This window comes from Streptomyces kaniharaensis (assembly GCF_009569385.1).
GTDB lineage: Bacteria > Actinomycetota > Actinomycetes > Streptomycetales > Streptomycetaceae > Kitasatospora > Kitasatospora kaniharaensis.
Map to the genome: position 1 here is coordinate 327,522 of NZ_WBOF01000003.1, position 16,794 is coordinate 344,315.

Below are 16,794 nucleotides of genomic sequence, written 5' to 3' on the forward strand. Positions count from 1 at the left end.
TTTTATCCCTCGCTGCCGCTAATCGAGAGTTTCGATCTATGCCCAGAGGAAGTCCGAAAGCGAGTGAAGATCGCTTCGGCAGTGCTGTGGGCCGACCCAAGCTCAGCGGCTAACAGGCTGAGGTCGGCCGCAGAGGCCCTAATGGACGATCAGGGGATCATGCGCAAGGGCCTCGACAGGAAGGGCAAGACAACCGACTTGAACCTTCACAGCCGAATCGAGCTCTTCCAAAAGGCAAAGCCGAACCTCAAGGAGGTCGGAGACCTTCTGCTGGCTGTCAAATTCATCGGCAATGTAGGCAGCCATGAGAGCATCCTGGACATGCATAGCGTCCTGGACGGGGTTGAGATTTTCGATCAGGCACTCACCTTGCTCTACGATAACTCCAGCCGGGCAATTCTAGATAAGGCCGCCATGATTACGGCAAGGAAGGGAAAGCCTGTCGATGTTCTGACCGAGGTTCCGGAGCAATGGAACTTCTAGATGGTTGCACGCCCCGGAAGCTGGTCGAACGTGGGGACTCCCAGGAACACAGGAGAGCCTCTGCGCTGCTGACGTGCGTCAAGCTGCGCTAGCTTCTCCTGTAGGGCGACCAGGCTCACCCGGAGACCTTCGACCTCGCCGAGCCACCCTTCGCGCTCAGCTTCGGAAATCCGATCGCTCAGGTTAATCTCGATTTCTTCAAGCCTGCTCCTTTCGGAATGGCTCACAATGAGTACGGGGCATCGGACGCAAGCATGCTCATGAATGCAGTCCGTCCCGTATGCTCGCCCGCACTCTCCGAGAGCGAGCTTTCTGCGCTCAAAGTGGCCAAGGAACTCGTCCCATTCTTCCGGCGTGACGACCCGATACTCTTCGACAGGTCGGGCCTGCCGACGTCGGGCGATGAAGGCCCGGTGAGCTTCAATGGCATCAGCTGGGTAGATCGCTGCGTATCCCATTGTGGTGTTGAGGCTTTCGTGGCCTGCGATGACCTGGGCGATGTGCGGGGGAAGGCCGTTGAGGATGGCGTCGGTGATAAAGATTCTCCGGAAGTCGTGCGGCTCAAAGTGCAACGGCTTGCCGTGCTTGTCGACAAGCCCTGAGGCTTCGAGTGTCGCATTCAGGGCCCGCCGAATGGTGTTACTGGAGATTGGACGGCGCTCGCCGCTGACGGCCCATTGGTAGAGAACCGGCATTGGAGCATTCCAGACTCGCTCCTGCCCGTCGTAGGTCGCGATAGGGGGAATTGCTCCGTCCGCCTGCCTGACGCGACTTACGATTGCACTGAGCACGTCGGCGAGTTCGGGGCTGACGAGCAGGAGCCTCTCCTTATCGGTCTTGGAAGGGGCGATCTGCAGGAGAGGTACGACTTCGCCGGTGGTGGGAAGCTTGTAGCGGATGATGCTGTGGTGGCTGAGTTCCTGCAGCTCTTCGATCCTGATGCCCGTATGGCGGAGAATTTCGATGGTGGCCCATGCGAAGAAGGCATGCTTTTCTTCTGTGCGGGGGCTGCGTCGGACTCCGTTCGTGTCGTAGATGTAGGCCGGCCCTCCGACTCGATAGGAGGCCTTCGGGAGGGTGTAGTGCTTGCCGTCGACCGTGATGGTGGAGCCGGGAGGAACTGCGTCGACGGAGTCGAGGAGCGCTCGGGCCTCTCGGAGCCGGCGTTCGGCTGTGCGGACGAGCACAGGGAGCACGGGCAGGCGTTCGCGGGTGCGCTGGTCTGACCATGACTTCTGCCGCTGTTCGAGCTTCTTCGTCCCACACTCGGCTTCGCTGATCGGGCAGGGTGCCGCCCACTGCCCCCATCGTTCGGGCTCCTCAAGAGCCCATTGCGCGAGGTCGAGGTAGAAGGACCGCACTGTCGACTTCACCCCCGGTGCACTTCGACGGGGCTCTGTCACTGTCTGGATGGTGCCGTTAGGGTCCCGCCGGCGGACGGTCTTCACCGCGACACGTGCCTTCCAAGCGTCGCTGATCTCGGTCGGGAGTCGAAGGGTGTCGAGGTCAGGGTGGTGGTGTTCCAAGTCCGCCCAGAAAAGGCCGCCCAGGTGCGAAGCGATCGTGTTCAACGTGGTGAAGTCGACGGATGGTTGACGTTCGGTGAGGTAGTCGACCAGAAGGTCGCGAATGGGGCGGCATCGCATCCGATAGCGGTCGATCAGTCCGGCCGGGCTGATCGGCCCGGTGCGGGCGGTCATGCTGTGGAGAGTGACGGGAGCGGTGGGAGGGAACTGGCCGCGGTTTCGCAGCCAGGTGTAGGCAAGCCGAACTGGCCCGGAGCCACCGTGACTTCGTTCCTGGAGCTTGGGGTGCGCGAGTAGATCGCCTACGACGATGTCGTCGACGCCGCCGCAGGCGGCGACGATCTGGGCGATGTACTTCATCGCCCGAGAGCCGTTTGGGGTCGCACGTTCGTGCGCAGGGATGTCGGACTCCAGGCGGGCGAAGCCCCCTGGATCGCGGGTGGCAGCGAGGGCCGGACGCAGATGTCGCGACGGGTTGCCGGCAAGCCACTGCATGCTCGGGCGGATGACGTCCGCGCAGATCAGGGCCAGGAGGCCTGCATCACTCCAGGCTCGGCCCGGGGGTCGGCCGTGGGCGGCGGCCCATGCGAAGACCGGCTCCCGCCAGCCGTCGTAGGAGACGGAGGCGGGGCTGGCGTTCCACCGCTGCTGCCAGGTGGTGCCTGGGAGGCTCTCCAGCCATCCCAGCAGCAGGTGAACGCCGACCATCCTCTGGATGTGCGCTTCCTTTCGCGCGGGCCGCAGGGGTGGTTTCCGCAGCCGGTCGACGACCTCCTCGCGGGACGCCTCGGTCTGTGGCCACGAGATCGACGGAGTCCGAGGCGGAAAGGACTGCAGCAGGGCTGCTGCTTCTCCTCCCCGGTGCGTGGCAGGGACGGGCGGCGCGGGCATGCTGACCAGCGTCGTCACGTGAGCGGACCTCCGAACAGGATGTCGAGGGCGCCAGGGTTGTAGGCCGGGGGCGACGGGGCTGGCGGTGGGTTCTCCTGGAGCTGCCGCCGGCGGGCCAGGTGGGCAAGTCCGGCTGCGATCACCTCGTCCAAGGCGGGCAATAGGTAACGCTGAGTAGTCGAGAGCTGGCGGTGTCCGAGGATTTCCTTGACGTAGAGCAGCGACATCTCGGGGTCGTTGGCCATGCGGAATGACGCGGTGTGCCGGAGGTCGTGGAGGGTCCAGTTGGCGCCCAGGAGCTCGTTGGCGCGCCCGAACATGGCGCGGGCCGCGTGGTAGTTCAGAGGCCGCCAGGGGCGCCGAAGCGTCCACCACAGGGGCTGATTGCGGCCTCGGGGAACCCCCTTGCGCCAGGCCTCCTCCTGGTAGAGCCGCAGCCACACGAATGCGTCAGGCGAGGCTGGCAGTTGCTGATGGGCGCGAGTTCCCTTGCGAATCACGCCGATGACCTGCTGGCCCACTGACGCGTCGTCCTGGCGGGAGCTGAGGAGTTCCTCGGCGCGGGCGCCAGAGGCGACCCAGAAGGCCAGCAACGCTCGGTCACGGTCAGAGCGCAGGCCGGCGAAGATCTCGGTGTACTTCTCGTCCGGAATCCGCCGCGGTGCCCCCTCAGGGATCTTCGGCCGGTATCGCCCGGTTCGCTCGCGCCGATGGTCATGCTCCGGGTTGTGGTGCGCGTTCGGGCGGTACGTGCCTCGCCGGCGGGCCAGAGGGAATGGGTTGACCAGGAGGGATCCGGTGTTGCGTTCAAGGTGGAAGTCGTAGAAGCCTCGTACGACCGTCTCGCAATGGGCTCGGGTGCGGGCCGCGTACTTCGTGCCGATGGTCGGCTTGCCGGTCACCGGGTTCGGCGCTCCGGGCGAAGGAATCCTCAACTTCGTTGTTGGCGACTGGATTTGAGATGGGTCCTTGCCGCGGTGTCGCCAGTGAACCCGTTTGGGTTTGTCCGCAAGCTGCATCCACAGCGCGAAGTCACGGGCATCTTCGCGGACCGCCCGGTCCCACTCGATCTCGATCGCCCACAGGAATCGCCACCAGCGCAGCAGGTCCATTCCGTACGAGCGCAAGGTCGTTGCTGGGCTCCCAGCCGCCTGAAGGTCCTTGAAGTACGCCGTGACGGGCTCGATGCGACCCCCGTCACGACCCAGCACCCAGTAGGGCTCCCAAGGATCACCCGTCTCAAATAACCGCCCCAAATCGGGCACCACAAGCCGTTTCAGATCCCTCTCGGGACTCCCCATGTCAGCCATGCCGGGAAGGTAGCAGAACCGCCCCTGACCTGCACAAATAGCGGTTTTAGTTCAGTCAACACACCCTCCTTGCCCGTGCGCTCGTTCACCCGCTTGTTGCGGACCCGGTCGGAGGTGCCGCGTTGCAACTGGTGGAAGCGCACCGAGTGGTCCTCGGTCGCCGTGTAGAGGGCCACGGGCACGGTGACAAGCCCGAAGGCCAGCACTCCTGTCCATACGGGTCGGGTCATGGCGGCCACCTCCCTTTTCGCACCACGTCGGCCGTCGCGCTGGTACGGGACGGGTCACCGCCAGCGTGGCCGCCGGGCCGCCGTTCCGCACGCGGTGCTGGGCTGATGGGCGCCGTCGCCTGCTGGGCCCCGCTCGGAGGCGGCGACGACGCCCTACCGGGCTCCTGGACAGACATCCGCACGCTCAAACCCGCAGCACCCGGCCCGTGCTCAGCCGCCACGGCCGGCGGCCTCCAGCTCCCGCAGCCTCGCTGCGGCCTGCTGTACGGCTTCCCCTGCCCGGGAAGCCTGGTCGTGGGCCGTGCGCGCGGCGTCCTCAGCGGCCCGCACCTGCTCCCCGGCCTGTGCGAGGTCCTCCTGGGCGTCGGCCTCGTGTTCCCGCGCCCGGGCGAGCGCGGCCCGGGCCCGCTCGACCTCGTCCCCTGCCCGCCGCCGGGCCGACCGGGCGTCGCGGAGCGCCTGCTCGGCCTCGGCGGCGTGCCTGGCCGCCTCCCGCTCGGTCCGCTTCGCCGCGGCCACCGCCTCCCGGGCCTGGTCCCGCTCGCGTCGATGCCGGCGGTCGGCTTCGGCCCGGTCCGTGGACCGTTCCTGCTTGCCGGGCTTCGCGGCCGTCCCGGGCGCCCGCCGTCCCGCTGCCCGTCGCGGCCCGTCTGTTGTCGCACCTGCTCCCTGCCCCGTTTCGACCTCGGCCGGGGCGACCGGCCAGATCGGCGGCTCGAGCGCAGCGGTCAGCCGGCCTTCGGCCAGGGCCCGTGCCGCGTCGGGGTCCGCGAGCGCAGCACTCAGTGTCCGGTCCAGGCCGGCGACCGCCTCCGCGCCGAGCGGGTGACCGGCCGCCGCTGCGTCCCGCTCCGCTTGCCCGGTCAGGGCCCGCACCAGTTCGCGGCGCTGCTCCGCGAGGACGCGCAGCTGTTCGCCGGCGAGGTGTTCCTGGGCGTCCCGCAGCGCCTGTCCGAGCTCGAGCAGCCGTCCGACCAGGTCATGGTGCCGGTGGGTGAGGATGTTGGCGGCCCAGGCGGCCAGAGTGGGGCGGCGCAGCGCACGGACTTGCTTCGCGAGCTGCGGGTCGGTCTCCTTGAGCTTGTCGGCGCGATCGTTGCGAGCCGCGGTGAAGCCCTGCGGGGCGAGTACGTAGAGCTCGCCGGCGATCGCGTCGAAGTCGGGCGGCTTGTCGGCCACGCTTACGGACTCTACGGCTTGCCTGGTCGCTGGGCCTGTCGGTCGTCGAGTTCCTCGTCTGCCTGCACCTCACACCCCGAAAGCCACGCTCTCCGACGAGAGAAGCATCCCGTGCTTCACCAACACTGTCCGGTGCGGCACTGGCGCCCATGTGCGACCACGGCCGGCCTCGTCGCCAGGCGATGTGTGGATGGCGCGCGGAAGGGTAGCCGCCCATATGCAGTCTTGTGATCCGCGTGAGGAGGCGACGATGCCTGCCGACATCATGCGACGGATGCCCATGTCCCCCTGGCGGTCGGACTTGTCCGAGCTGTTCGAAGGCTTCCCCTTCGGCGCGCGCGCCGGGCAGCACATGATCCGGATCGAGGAGTACGAGAAGGACGGTGCGTACGTCGTCCAGGCCGAGCTGCCTGGCGTCGATCCCGACGAGGACGTCGAGATCACCGTCCGGGACCACACCCTCACCATCCGGGCTCAGCGCAGCGAGGAGAAGAAGGACAAGCAGCACAGCGAGTTCCACTACGGCACGTTCGTCCGCACCATCGGCCTGCCGGCCGAGGCCAAGGAAGAGGACATCAGCGCGACCTACGACAAGGGCGTGCTCACCGTGACGGTGCCCATGGACACCGAACGGCCGGCTGCCCGCCGCATCAAGATCAACCGCTGAGCAACCCGGCGAAGGCCCGCAAGGGCCCCAGAGCTGCCCGCCCTCCGCTACGGGGGCGGGCATCGCGATCGACTCAGACTTGGTTGGCGATGACGCGCAGGGCATCGACGGCGAGGCGGGCGGCGGTGCCGATGGCGGCGTCGGCGGCGGGGAGGGTGATGCTGGTGGCGGCGGCGCGGGTGAACACGGCGAGGGCGTAGCGGCCGCCGTCGGGGTACTCGACGACGCCGACCTCGTGGCGAAGGGTCGGCAGGGTGCCCGTCTTGCCGTGGACGCGGACGTCGTCGAACGGGAAGCCCGCGGCCAGCCGATGGGGCCAGACCTGGAGGCCGAGGAGGCGGCGCAGCGCGGTGCCGGGTTCGCCGGGGCAGGCTTCGCCGCTCCAGAGGGCGGCCAGCAGGGCGGTCATCTCGCGGGCGGTGCTGCGGTTGGTGAAGGTCGGGTCGAGGACCCTGAGTCTGGCGACCACGGCGGGATCGACCGGGGAGTCGGTGCCCGTGTCGTCGGCGAGGGCGGCGATCAGATCGCGGAACCCGTGGACGGCGACGGTCCGGGTCAGGCCCAGTTCGGCCATGGTGCGGTTGACGGCGTCCAGGCCGACCTCGTCCCAGAGCACGTCCGCGGCCGCGTTGTCGCTGACCGCGGCGGTCAGGTAGGCGAGGTCGCGCAGTGAGAGCCGGGCCGCGTCGAGCATGGCCGCCAGTCCCGTCTGCCCGGCGGTGCGGCCGGCGGCGGGGATGTCCAGCTGCCGGGTGAGGTCGATCCGTCCGGCGGCGGCCTCCCGGAACAGCGTGACCAGGAGGCAGAGCTTGTGGACGCTGGCGGTGCTGACCAGGGTGTCGGCGCCGAGGGCGATGTCGGCGCCGGTGTCGAGGTCGCGGGCGTGCAGCCATCCGCTGACTCCGGCATCGGCGAAGGCGGCGGCGATGCGGGCGCGCGCCGCGCGCGTGCCGGCCGCGCGCGTGCCGGAGGTACCCGTGCTCGCGGTACCCGTCCTGGCGGTGCGGTTGCTGGTCACAGCGGGAACTCCATTGCGGGCCGGGGGAAGAGCGGGCGGTCGGGCAACTGGGGCAGCAGGCCGCCGTGTTCGGTCAGCGCCTGGTGGGCGGCCTCGGTGAACAGCCGCACGGCCGGCCCGCCGCGCCCGGCCGGCCAGGCCGTGGAGGTGCGCCAGGTCAGCGGGGTACCGGTCAGCGGACGCCAAACCGTACCGGGTGGCGGTACGGTGCGCGGTACCAGGGCGACGGCGGTCCCGGTGAGCACGAGTGCTCCCGCGACGTCCGGTCCGGGCGGGTCGACGACCGCCTCCGGCGTGCAGCCGTGCCGGGTCAGGGTGGTGAGCATCTCGTCGTACAACGCTGGAGCGGTGGGGCGGGGGAAGAGCACCAGGCGCCGGCCGGTCAGCTCGGCCACGGCCAGCTCCGGTCGGTCGGCCTGGGGGCTCCCGGCGGCGAGCAGAACGCCCAGCGGCTGGTGCAGCAGCGGTCCGAAGGCCAGTCCGAGGGCCGGGCACGGGTGACGGACGACGGCGACGTCCACGGTGTGCTGGGCGAGTTCGCGCACCACGGCGGCCACGGACAGTTCCCGCAGGTCGAGCCGGGTGCCCGGGGAGGCGGTCTCGAAGCCGGTGAGCAGCGCGGCCAGGGCGGCCGGCCCGAGGTCGGGCGGGACGGCGGCGCGCAGGGTGCCCGCCCGGCCGGTGCGCAGGTCGGCGGCGGTCGCCAGCAGGCGGGCGGAGCACTCCAGCAGTTCCTCGGCCTCCGCGAGCAGCAGTCTGCCCGCCGGCGTGAGGGCGGCCCCGCGCGGACCGCGGTCGAACAGAGTCACGCCGAGTTCGCGTTCCAGGCGCTGGATCCGCTGGGAGAGCGAGGGCTGGGCGATCCGCAGACGTTCGGCGGCGCGGCCGAAGTGACGTTCCTCGGCAACGACGCGGAAGTGGCGAAGATGCCCTAACAGGTCCATGACCAGCCATCATAGGCATTTCGATATTGATCTCTTCACCATCATGGTCTTGGACTGGACTCCTGACGTCCTGTTTAGCTGGGCGAGCGCCGGGCCCGTTGCCGGATCGACGGATCCGGCTCGATTCCTGAGGCGTCGAAGCGCTTTCCCCACGCAAGACCAACGACATCGAGGAGATCACCGATGACGACTGCGCTCCGGCGCTCCCGTACCGCGCTACCGACCGCGGCCCTGCTCGCGGCCACGCTGCTGACCGGGTGCACCCCGAGCGGCAGCAGCCCCGCGAGCGCCCCCTCCCCCACGGCAACCGCTCCAATCACGGCTTCTTTCAACGAACTTGAACAACGTTTCGGCGCCCGCCTCGGCGTCTACGCGCTGGACACCGGCAGCGGCAGGGAGATCGTCCACCGCGCCGACGAGCGGTTCGCGTTCGCCTCCACCAGCAAGGCGCTCGCCACCGGCGCCCTGCTGCGCCACGCCTCCGACGAACAACTGGACAAGGTGGTCGCCTTCCGCACGGAGGACCTGCTGAAGTGGGCGCCGATCACCTCGCAGCACGTGGCCACTGGCATGCGGGTGCGCGACCTGGCCTCCGCCGCCATCGAGTACAGCGACAACACCGCGGCCAACCTCGTCACGGCCGAGCTCGGCGGCCCGGCGGCCATTCAACAGGCCCTGCGCGACCTCGGCGATGCGACCACCAACGTCAACCGCACCGAGCCGACCCTCAACGAGGCCACCCCGGGCGACCCCCGCGACACCAGCACGCCCCGCGTCCTCGCCGCCGACCTGCGCCGCTACGTGCTCGGTGACGTCCTGGCGGACGACCGGCGCCGGCTGCTCACCGACTGGCTGGTCGCCAACACCACCGGCGGCCCGTACATCCGCGCCGGCCTCCCCGCCGACTGGAAGGTCGGCGACAAGACCGGCAACGCGGGTTACGGCACCCGGAACGACATCGCCGTCGTCTGGCCGTCCGGTGGCCGCAGCCCGCTGGTCATCGTCGTCCTGTCCGACCGCGGAAAGCCGGACGCCACCTCCGACGACGCCCTGATCGCCCAGGCGACGCGGGCCGCCGTCGGCGCCCTCGGCTGATCCACACCGGCACGCAGCAGGCCGTCCGCCCAACCCGAACCAGCCCACCCGCCACCACCTCTCACCAGCCCAGCCGCCGAAGTGGCTGTTCCCGTACCGCTCAAGGAGATCGCCGCGAATGTCACCGCTCAGGAAATCACGTCAGGACGGGCCCGCCGCACGCCGGTTGTCCCGCCGGCACCTGCTCGCGGCCTCCGCGACGGGCACGGCGACCCTCGCCGGTGCCGCCGCCCTGATCGGCGCGTCGTCCGGCACCACCACCCCGCAGGTGGCCGGCGGTCCACGACGCCGGCTCGGCCCGCCGGGTTCCTCCGGGGTGCAGCTGCGCTGGCTGGGCAACAACGGCTGGGAGATCTCCTTCGGCGATCCGGACAAGCCCACGACGATCCTGATCGACCCGTGGATCACCCGCTTCCGGACCGGCACCTACACCCCGCAGGGCGCCGACCCCGCCACCCCGATCACCGTGGACACCGGCCTCATCGACAGCCTCCGACTGCGGGCCGCCCAGATCCTGGTGACCCACGGCCACTACGACCACCTGCCCGACATCCCGTACATCGCGGCCCGCACCGGCGCGACGGTGCTGGGCACCGAGACCCACGCCAACCTGCTGACCGCGCTCGGCGCACCGAAGGACCAGCTGTCGGTGGTGCGCGGCGGCGAGTACCTGCAGTTCGACGGCTACACCATCCAGGTGCTCAACTCGCTGCACTCGATGACCGGGCCCCGCCAGAAGGTGCCCTTTCCCGGCACCCGGCCCGGCTCACCGCCGCCCCGGCCGCAGGTGATCTCGGACCTGGTGGAGGGCGGCACGCTCGCCTACCTCATCACCATCGGCGACCGGCTCAGCATCCTCGACAACGGCGGCGCCAACTACGACGCCCGCCAACTCGCCGGACTCGCCCCGGACGTGCTCCTTGTGCAGCCCGGCGGAGCCTCGGTTCCCGACTACGTTCCCCGGCTCCTGGACGTCCTGGACCACCCTCCGTACGTCATCCCCACCCACTGGGACGACTTCGACCACGCGCTCACCGAGCCCGCCCGCGACTGGGGCGGCCTGACCGCACTCGAGACGGCCGTCCGGCAGGCCAGCCCGTCCGCTCGGTTCATCCGCCTGGACCACCTGGAGTCGTTCACGCCGTGAGTACGGCACGACCGGCCGACCGTGGAGCGGTCGCGCCTTGGTCGTGGCCGTGCGGGCGACATCCTCCCTCACCGCCAGTCGACCGTCAGCCGTCCATCCCGCTGGCCCACGTCGGTGCCGAGCTCGGCGCAGGCTGTGGTGAACCGCGCGCGGATCCACTCCCGCTCCCTGCCCCGGGCGAGGCGGGTGCGGCAGAAGTCGAGGAACAGCGGCAGCGCCTCCAGGCGGACCGGCACGGGGTGCGCGGGGTCCGGACCGCCCAGGGTCACCAGGAACAGCAGTCCGAGGTCGTTGCGCAGCACCGGGTCGACGGCGTAGTCGTCGATGAAGTCGCCAAGGTCGTACAGGATGCGGTCGGCGATGCCGTGGAAGACGTGGGCGGAGTGCCCGGCGACCAGCGTCGCTCCGGCGGCCAGGAGTCGTGCAGCCGCCGCGCGCACGTGCGGCGGCGGCCGGGAGGTCATGTTGGGGCCCCAGTGCGGGGTGACCAGCACCACGTCGGCCTCCTGCGCGGCCCGGGCCACCAGTGACGTGAGCCAGTCGGGCACGCCCGCGCCGAGGTCCGCCCAGGCCACTCCGGGGCGACGCGCCGCGGCCGCGTACTCCTCCGGATGATCGGTGACACCGATCACCGCCAACCGCACTCCGCCGGCCTCCAGTACGGCGAACTCCCGGGCCCGCGACTCGTCCGGCCCGGCGCCGACGGCCCGGACGCCTGCGCGCTCCAGCAGGTCACGGGTGTCGGCGAGGGCGTCGAAGCCGTAGTCCAGGGCGTGGTTGTTGGCGAGCGTCACGCAGTCCACCCCCAGTTCGGCGAGGACGGTGGCGGCGGATGGCGGGGCGCGGAAGAAGAACGGCTTGTCCGGGTCCGGCCACGGCTCCCCTTGGCCGGAGACGCAGCACTCCAGGTTCAGCACGACGAGATCGGCCGCCGCCAGCGCCTCCCGCACCTCCGCGGAGAGCAGCGTCTGCGGCGTCGGCCAGCGTCGCAGTACCTCGGCGACACCGCGCCCGAGCATCGTGTCGCCGGCCAGTGCCACCGTGAGCGTCATCGTCCCGACCCGCTTCCAGTCGCCTGTTCGACGTCGAGGGCCTCCCCGAGGGGTCCGCCCACCGCCCGACGGACGATCGCGGACCGTCCCACTCCTCCAGAGTCGGCCCGCGCTCCCCTGGAGGCGAACCCCGTCCCGACGCACGGCCCGGATGCGCAGAGTCCATGGCACGGACGACCCTGAAAGGGAAGCTGCCGACCACGCCACGAAGGGCTGGCCATCATGAGCACCGCACGAGACATCATGCACACCGGGGCCACTTGCGTGCAGGAGAGCGAAACACTCGATTCGGCGGCGCGGCGGATGCGCGAACTGGACGTCGGCGCCCTGCCGATCTGCGGCGCGGACGACCGGCTCCACGGGATCATCACCGACCGCGACATCGTGGTGAAGTGCCTCGCCGAGGGCAAGGACCCGAGGACCACGACCGCGGGCGAGCTCGCCCAAGGAAAACCGATCACCGTCGACGCGGACGCCGACCAGAGCGAGGTCCTGCGGCTCATGGAGGAGCACCGGATCCGTCGCATACCCGTCATCGAGGCTCACCGGCTGGTCGGCATGATCAGCGAGGCCGACATCGCACGGCACCTGACCCGGCAGGAGGTCGCCGAGTTCGTCGAGGCCGTCTGGGCCCCCCGCCTGAGCCTGACCCCCGCTCCACCCGCCAACGGACAGTAGTCAAGACCCGACCCGGCGAATACACACCACCGTGCCGCCCATCGCGCTGAGATGCTGCTGTCACCGAACCGTCCGGCTGCGCCCTGCCGGCTCCTGCGTGACCACATCCAGTTACGAGCGGCGCCCCCACGCGGAAATCATCGGGGCGGTCGTGCGGGTCACTGGAGCGCGGGCGCGGTAGTGCAGGGCCGCCCCGGAAGCACCGAGTGGGCCTCCGGGGCGGTGTCGCGACGTCCTTGGACAGCCGATGGCAAGGGCGTCGACGGGCAGCCTTGGCGGCGGCATAGTGGACGCACTGGCCGACTCACCCAGAGGAAACCAGCGATCTCGCCCGGTGCGACAACGGCTTCTCAGGCAAGCTCGCTGGGCGCGATCGCGGCCTGCATCGCCACTCCGTCGACGTAGGAGTGCTTCTCCTTCACCGCCCCGTTCTCGACCAGGACGAAGTCCGCGAGGTCGGCGTCGAGTTCGGCGCCGGACGCAGCCGTCCCGGTCAGCTTCAACTGGGCGACCCAGAAGTCCTCCCCGACGCGCAGCGAGACGAGGTCGAACGTCAGGTTCGGGACCAGCTCGAACATGCCGACCACCGACTCGTGGATGGCTGCCTGCCCGCGCGCGGGGGCTTGACCCGAGTGGAGGTGGAACACCGAGTCGAGCGTGTGGAGTTCGGCAATCCGGTCAGGGTCACGGGCCTCCCAGCAGGCGTGGTAGCGCTCGAACAGTTCGCGGGTGGTGGCGCTCATCGTCTGGCCTCCGATCCGTGGACAAACAGATAGGTTGATGCAACCTCCCCGGTCGGCCGAACGTCAAGATCTAACGACACATCAGATCACTTACCTCAGTGCGAGTTGGTGACAGACCATCCCGAACCCGACAACCGCCGCGCAGCGAAATGAGAAGCAGCGGTGGTAGTTGTTGGGTCGGTGCGATGCGGTGTCAGAGACGGCCCAGGGGCAGGAGGTACTGGAGGGGCTGGTCCAGGTCGTCCAGGCCGAGGAGTTCGTGGGCGAGGTCGTCGTGGAGGCCGCCCAGCGGGATGCTGGCGAGGCCGAAGGCGGTGGCGGTGAGGTGCAGGGCCTGGGCCAGGTGGCCGGCCTCCAGGAGGCCGAGGCGCAGGGCCCGGAGGCCGTAGCGGCGGCGCAGCCGGCCGAGGTCCAGGTGGAGGGCGAGCACGGCGGGAGCCTCGTCGATGCCGATGTGGTCCGGGTCGTCGGCCGGGCGGGAGAGGTAGGAGCAGAGCGCTTTGAGATCCGCCACCGCCGGGGCCGGGCCGAGCCGGCCGAGGGTGCGGCGTTGCGGCTCGCACTGGTAGGTACCCGGCGGTAGCCCGTCCACGTCGAGGGCGACCAGCCGCAGCTGCGCGGTGTAGAGCGCACCCGCGCTGGGGTAGGGGCGGTGGACCAGCGGGCGGACGGTGCCGTCGGCGAGTGGCTGCTCGGAGCGGTGGCTCGGCGCGTACGCGGACCAGAGCACGCCGCCGAGGGTGCCCGCGTCGAGCGGGCCGTGCAGGGCGCCGCGGGCGGAGACCCGGCTGTGCAGCGCCGCACCGAGCGTGACCTCGGGCAGTGGGTCGGCGGGGAGCGGAGTCTCGGGCGGCTGCCAGAGCGGGGGCCGGGCGGGCGGCAGGTCGCGCAGCGCAGTGTCCTCGGTGCGGCCGATCTGGAACTTGCCGCGCTCCAGGTACTGGAGGTCCGCCGCGCGGTGCCCGGTGGGGAAGAACGTGAACGGTTCGTCGGTCTCCAGCAGCGTACGGGCGGCCAGCCGGCAGACCGCGCGCTCCTCGTCCGGGGTGACGCCGAGCCGGTTGAACAGCATGTGCAGTTGGGAGGCCCAGACCCAGGGCAGCCGGTCCTGGTCCTGCTCCCCCAGGGCCGCCCGCAGACGGGCCTCGGTGGCGCGCACCTGGTCGGCCCAGGCGGCGAGCCAGGGTGCGGCGGTGCCTTCGTCCAGGGAAGTCCGGACCGTCTGCGCGCGCCGGACGAGGGCCTGCCGCTGGCCGGCGAAGACCGAGTTCACCTGCGCGTGGACGGCCGCGGCCGGCAGCAGCTCGACCTCGTCGATCCAGCGCCACGAGGCCGCGTGGCGGCGGAGCCACTGCCCGGCGGCCAGCTGGTCGAGGCCGAGCGCATGGGCGGTCGCGTGGGCGAGGTCGGCGGCGAGCGGCAGCCGGGCGGCCCGGCTGGGGTTGGCGCGCAGCGCGTGCACGACGGTTCGGGCGGAGGTGACGAACACGTCCTCGGCGAGGGGCAGCGCGACCGGTCCGCCGTAGCGCTCGGTCTCCGGAACGTACGGGACGGCGTCGACGTCCGCGTGGCGGGAGGGCCACGGTCCGGCGACGGGGGCGTGCTCGGCGGCCAGCCGGGCGAGTTCGCCGGCGAGGTCGTCGTGCCCGTTCGTAGGGCCGCCGGCGAGGCCGCGGTACCGGATCCGCAGGTGCGGCCCGCCCTCGCCGTAGCGGATGAAGAACCAGTCGGCGCCCGGCCGGCCCGCGGTCAGGCCGTCCATGAGCGGTGCGAGGTCCTCGGTGACGAAGGCGTCGGTGGCCTCGGTGGTCAGGTGCAGGGAGAGGTGGAGGCTGTGCCACGCGTGCGTCGCCCGGTCGTCCACGGTTGGCGTCTGCCGGCGGGGGGTCATCTGGTCCTCACGGGAACGGGTGCGGGTGCAGGGGAAGTTCGTCATGGCGCAGCGGCCGGGGTGTGCGGCCCAGCCGGTACGGCACCTCCAGCAGCCGGGGCAGGCCGAGGGTGCGGCGGTTGACGTGGCCGAACGTCATCGGGAGCGAACCGGGGACGATCACCTTGGCGCAGTGCAGGCCGAGCCGGTCGCGGGCGCCCGGTTCGTCCTGGCCGACCACGACGACCTCCAGTCCCTCGGCGGCCAGCCGCTCGACGGTCGTCTCCAGCAGCGTGGTCAGGTCGGCGACCGGCGTCGGGGCGCCCGGCCAGCGCTCGCGCCAGTCCACCGGGGGCGGTCCGTCGAACAGGAAGTCCAGCCGGGGCTGCGCCTCGGGGAGGGTGTTGAGGCCGACGTGGTCGTCGAGGGTGACGACGAGCTCCGGGTCGGTCAGCATCGGGCGCAGCCGCGCGGGATCGCGCGGGCTGCCGTAGGCGGTGGCCCGGTGCGGTGCCTGCTGGACGTTGGTGACCACCTCGGCGAGCGCCGAGCGGATGGCGGCGCGCGGGTCGTGGTGGGCGCCTGCGGCGAGGAAGGTGCGCGGCGCGTCCGGGTGGGTGCCGGTATAGCGGCACAGGGCGATCACGGCCGGGATGCCGAAGTCGTTGGTGGCGTCGAGCAGGGTCGGCCGGTAGCCGAGCAGGGTCGCACGGTCGACGAGGGCGGCGACCTCGGGGTCGTCGGCGGGCGGGGTGATCCGGGGCAGCGGGGTGCCGGCGTACCAGGCCATCAGGAAGGCGTCCCGCTCCGCCACTTCGAACAGCCCGTAGAGCGCCGCCTCCTGCGGGCTGTTGCCGAGGCCGCAGCCGTTCGAGGACTCGTACACCACCCGGGGCCGGTCCTCGCCGGGGACGTCCCAGTAGGCGACGTGTTCGGGCACGGCCACCGGCCGGCGCCGGGTGAGAGACCAGCCGTGCACCCAGTCGAGCGGGAGGTCCGGGGTGTAGCGGACGGTCCGGCGGGCCGGGTGGCCGTCGTGAGCCGGATCGGGCAGGCCGAGCCGGACGGGGTCGACGGCCGCCTCGGGGCCGAGTTCGGCGAAGGACGCCCGTAGCGTCGTCCGGCGGCCGACGGGTCGCATTCCGGCGAACCTTTCCAGCGCCTCGAACAGGGCGATCCGCTCGCTGGACGCGAAGTCCCCGGCCCGCCCGTACCCGCCGTCGTCCACCAGCCGACCGTCGGTGACCTGGGCGGTGGTCAGGGCGAACGCCGAGTCCTCCGTCCGGAACAGCCTGCGGACCGGGCCGAACCGCTCGTCGAACAGCTCGGCGCGCAGGGCGTCGGCGGTGGTGGCGCGGTGGTTGGGGCCACGCAGGACGGCCGGGTCCGGCAGCGGCCTGGGCGTCAGTGGCAGCCGGGCCGCCTCGGCGTCGTCCGGCGGCAGCGGCCGGCAGACCGGGCAGCCGCCGACCGGGCGGACGCGGTGAGTGGACCAGGTGGCGCGGTCACCGTGGACGAGGTGGACCGTGGCGCAGTCCTCCGCGTCGTTGGCGCCGTGCTCGGGCTCGTCGGTGGCCAGTTCTGCGGCGAGCAGGGTGGCGGCTTCGGCCAGCGCGGGTGTGCCGGTGCCGCCGAATGCCAGCCGCTCGCTCTGCCACGGCACTCTCCCGCCGGCGCTGGCCAGCCGTTGGTACTCCGTACAACTGAGGCAGGCCGCCGCGCCCGGGTGGAGCACCGGCCCGATCACGGTCAGCGCCCCGTCCTCCCGCACCGGCACCAGACGCACGGGGTGGGCGAGCGCGTGCCGGCTCAGCCGCTCGGCGAGGCCGAGGGTCCATTCGGGGAGGTGGACGACGGCGGTGCCGGACGTGGTGGCGAGGGCTTGTTCGGCGGTGAGGGTGGGCGGGGGCGCGGCGGGCCGGACGGCCGCGGCACGGTCGGGGTGGGTCACCGGGGGCCTC

14 protein-coding genes and 1 pseudogene are annotated in these 16,794 nt (G+C 71.0%); 5 read left to right on the top strand and 10 right to left on the bottom strand.

What is annotated here, in order from left to right; translation table 11 throughout:
- Positions 1-63: 63 nt before the first annotated feature.
- Complete coding sequence (locus F7Q99_RS40615; protein WP_195911354.1) at positions 64-483, top strand: DUF4145 domain-containing protein; 420 nt, start codon at positions 64-66, stop codon at positions 481-483.
- Here F7Q99_RS40615 and F7Q99_RS32665 read toward each other — a convergent pair.
- The 4 genes and pseudogenes from F7Q99_RS32665 to F7Q99_RS32680 form a co-directional block, all read right to left on the bottom strand.
- Positions 480-2,918, bottom strand: coding sequence for a tyrosine-type recombinase/integrase (locus F7Q99_RS32665; RefSeq protein ID WP_326847417.1), 2,439 nt, complete (start codon positions 2,916-2,918; stop codon positions 480-482). The two genes, F7Q99_RS40615 and F7Q99_RS32665, sit on opposite strands and share 4 nt — an antisense overlap.
- The gene (locus F7Q99_RS32670) at positions 2,915-4,210 is read right to left on the bottom strand and encodes a tyrosine-type recombinase/integrase (protein WP_230211118.1); all 1,296 of its coding nucleotides are present in this window, start codon (positions 4,208-4,210) and stop codon (positions 2,915-2,917) included. The genes F7Q99_RS32665 and F7Q99_RS32670 overlap by 4 nt, the downstream gene beginning before the upstream one ends.
- A 65-nt stretch (positions 4,211-4,275) precedes the next feature.
- Positions 4,276-4,440, bottom strand: a pseudogene (locus F7Q99_RS32675) (Ku protein); the annotation flags it as partial.
- Positions 4,441-4,650: 210 nt separating this feature from the next.
- Positions 4,651-5,619: a hypothetical protein gene (locus F7Q99_RS32680; protein ID WP_153468403.1), complete on the bottom strand. Its 969-nt coding sequence runs from the start codon at positions 5,617-5,619 to the stop codon at positions 4,651-4,653.
- 250 nt (positions 5,620-5,869) lie between these two features.
- Here F7Q99_RS32680 and F7Q99_RS32685 point away from each other — a divergent pair, with 250 nt between their 5' ends.
- Entirely contained in the window at positions 5,870-6,286 is a 417-nt protein-coding gene (locus F7Q99_RS32685) for an Hsp20/alpha crystallin family protein (RefSeq protein ID WP_230211119.1), read from the top strand.
- A gap of 73 nt (positions 6,287-6,359) precedes the next feature.
- On the opposite strand, the gene F7Q99_RS32690 is transcribed toward F7Q99_RS32685, so the two are convergent.
- Together F7Q99_RS32690 and F7Q99_RS32695 are read right to left on the bottom strand one after the other, a co-directional pair.
- A complete protein-coding gene (locus tag F7Q99_RS32690; protein ID WP_326847480.1) occupies positions 6,360-7,214 on the bottom strand; it encodes a serine hydrolase in 855 nt (284 codons plus the stop codon).
- Positions 7,215-7,300: 86 nt separating this feature from the next.
- On the bottom strand, positions 7,301-8,248 hold the full coding sequence (locus tag F7Q99_RS32695) for a LysR family transcriptional regulator (RefSeq protein WP_153468406.1): 948 nt from the start codon (positions 8,246-8,248) through the stop codon (positions 7,301-7,303).
- Positions 8,249-8,431: 183 nt separating this feature from the next.
- Between F7Q99_RS32695 and bla the strand changes: the two genes are divergently transcribed.
- Both bla and F7Q99_RS32705 read left to right on the top strand, forming a co-directional pair.
- Positions 8,432-9,343, top strand: a complete 912-nt coding sequence (bla, locus tag F7Q99_RS32700; protein ID WP_153468409.1) for a class A beta-lactamase — start codon at positions 8,432-8,434, stop codon at positions 9,341-9,343.
- Between the two features lie 118 nt (positions 9,344-9,461).
- Positions 9,462-10,490, top strand: coding sequence for an MBL fold metallo-hydrolase (locus tag F7Q99_RS32705; RefSeq protein ID WP_153468412.1), 1,029 nt, complete (start codon positions 9,462-9,464; stop codon positions 10,488-10,490).
- A 68-nt stretch (positions 10,491-10,558) separates the two neighbouring features.
- Here F7Q99_RS32705 and F7Q99_RS32710 read toward each other — a convergent pair whose 3' ends face one another.
- Positions 10,559-11,542 (bottom strand): CapA family protein, encoded by a 984-nt coding sequence (locus tag F7Q99_RS32710; RefSeq protein ID WP_153468415.1) that lies wholly within the window; start codon positions 11,540-11,542, stop codon positions 10,559-10,561.
- Between the two features lie 222 nt (positions 11,543-11,764).
- On the opposite strand from F7Q99_RS32710, the gene F7Q99_RS32715 reads away from it, so the two are divergent.
- Positions 11,765-12,220, top strand: a complete 456-nt coding sequence (locus tag F7Q99_RS32715) for a CBS domain-containing protein (RefSeq protein ID WP_153468418.1) — start codon at positions 11,765-11,767, stop codon at positions 12,218-12,220.
- A 350-nt stretch (positions 12,221-12,570) separates the two neighbouring features.
- Here the strand turns inward: F7Q99_RS32715 and F7Q99_RS32720 are convergent, their stop codons facing one another.
- From F7Q99_RS32720 to F7Q99_RS32730, 3 genes are all read right to left on the bottom strand, one after another.
- A complete protein-coding gene (locus tag F7Q99_RS32720) occupies positions 12,571-12,963 on the bottom strand; it encodes a nuclear transport factor 2 family protein (protein WP_153468421.1) in 393 nt (130 codons plus the stop codon).
- A gap of 193 nt (positions 12,964-13,156) precedes the next feature.
- Positions 13,157-14,854 carry a thiopeptide-type bacteriocin biosynthesis protein gene (locus F7Q99_RS32725; protein WP_153468424.1) on the bottom strand — a complete coding sequence of 566 codons (1,698 nt, stop codon included), beginning with the start codon at positions 14,852-14,854 and terminating at the stop codon, positions 13,157-13,159.
- 7 nt (positions 14,855-14,861) lie between these two features.
- Positions 14,862-16,784: a TOMM precursor leader peptide-binding protein gene (locus F7Q99_RS32730; protein WP_326847418.1), complete on the bottom strand. Its 1,923-nt coding sequence runs from the start codon at positions 16,782-16,784 to the stop codon at positions 14,862-14,864.
- Positions 16,785-16,794 lie beyond the last annotated feature (10 nt).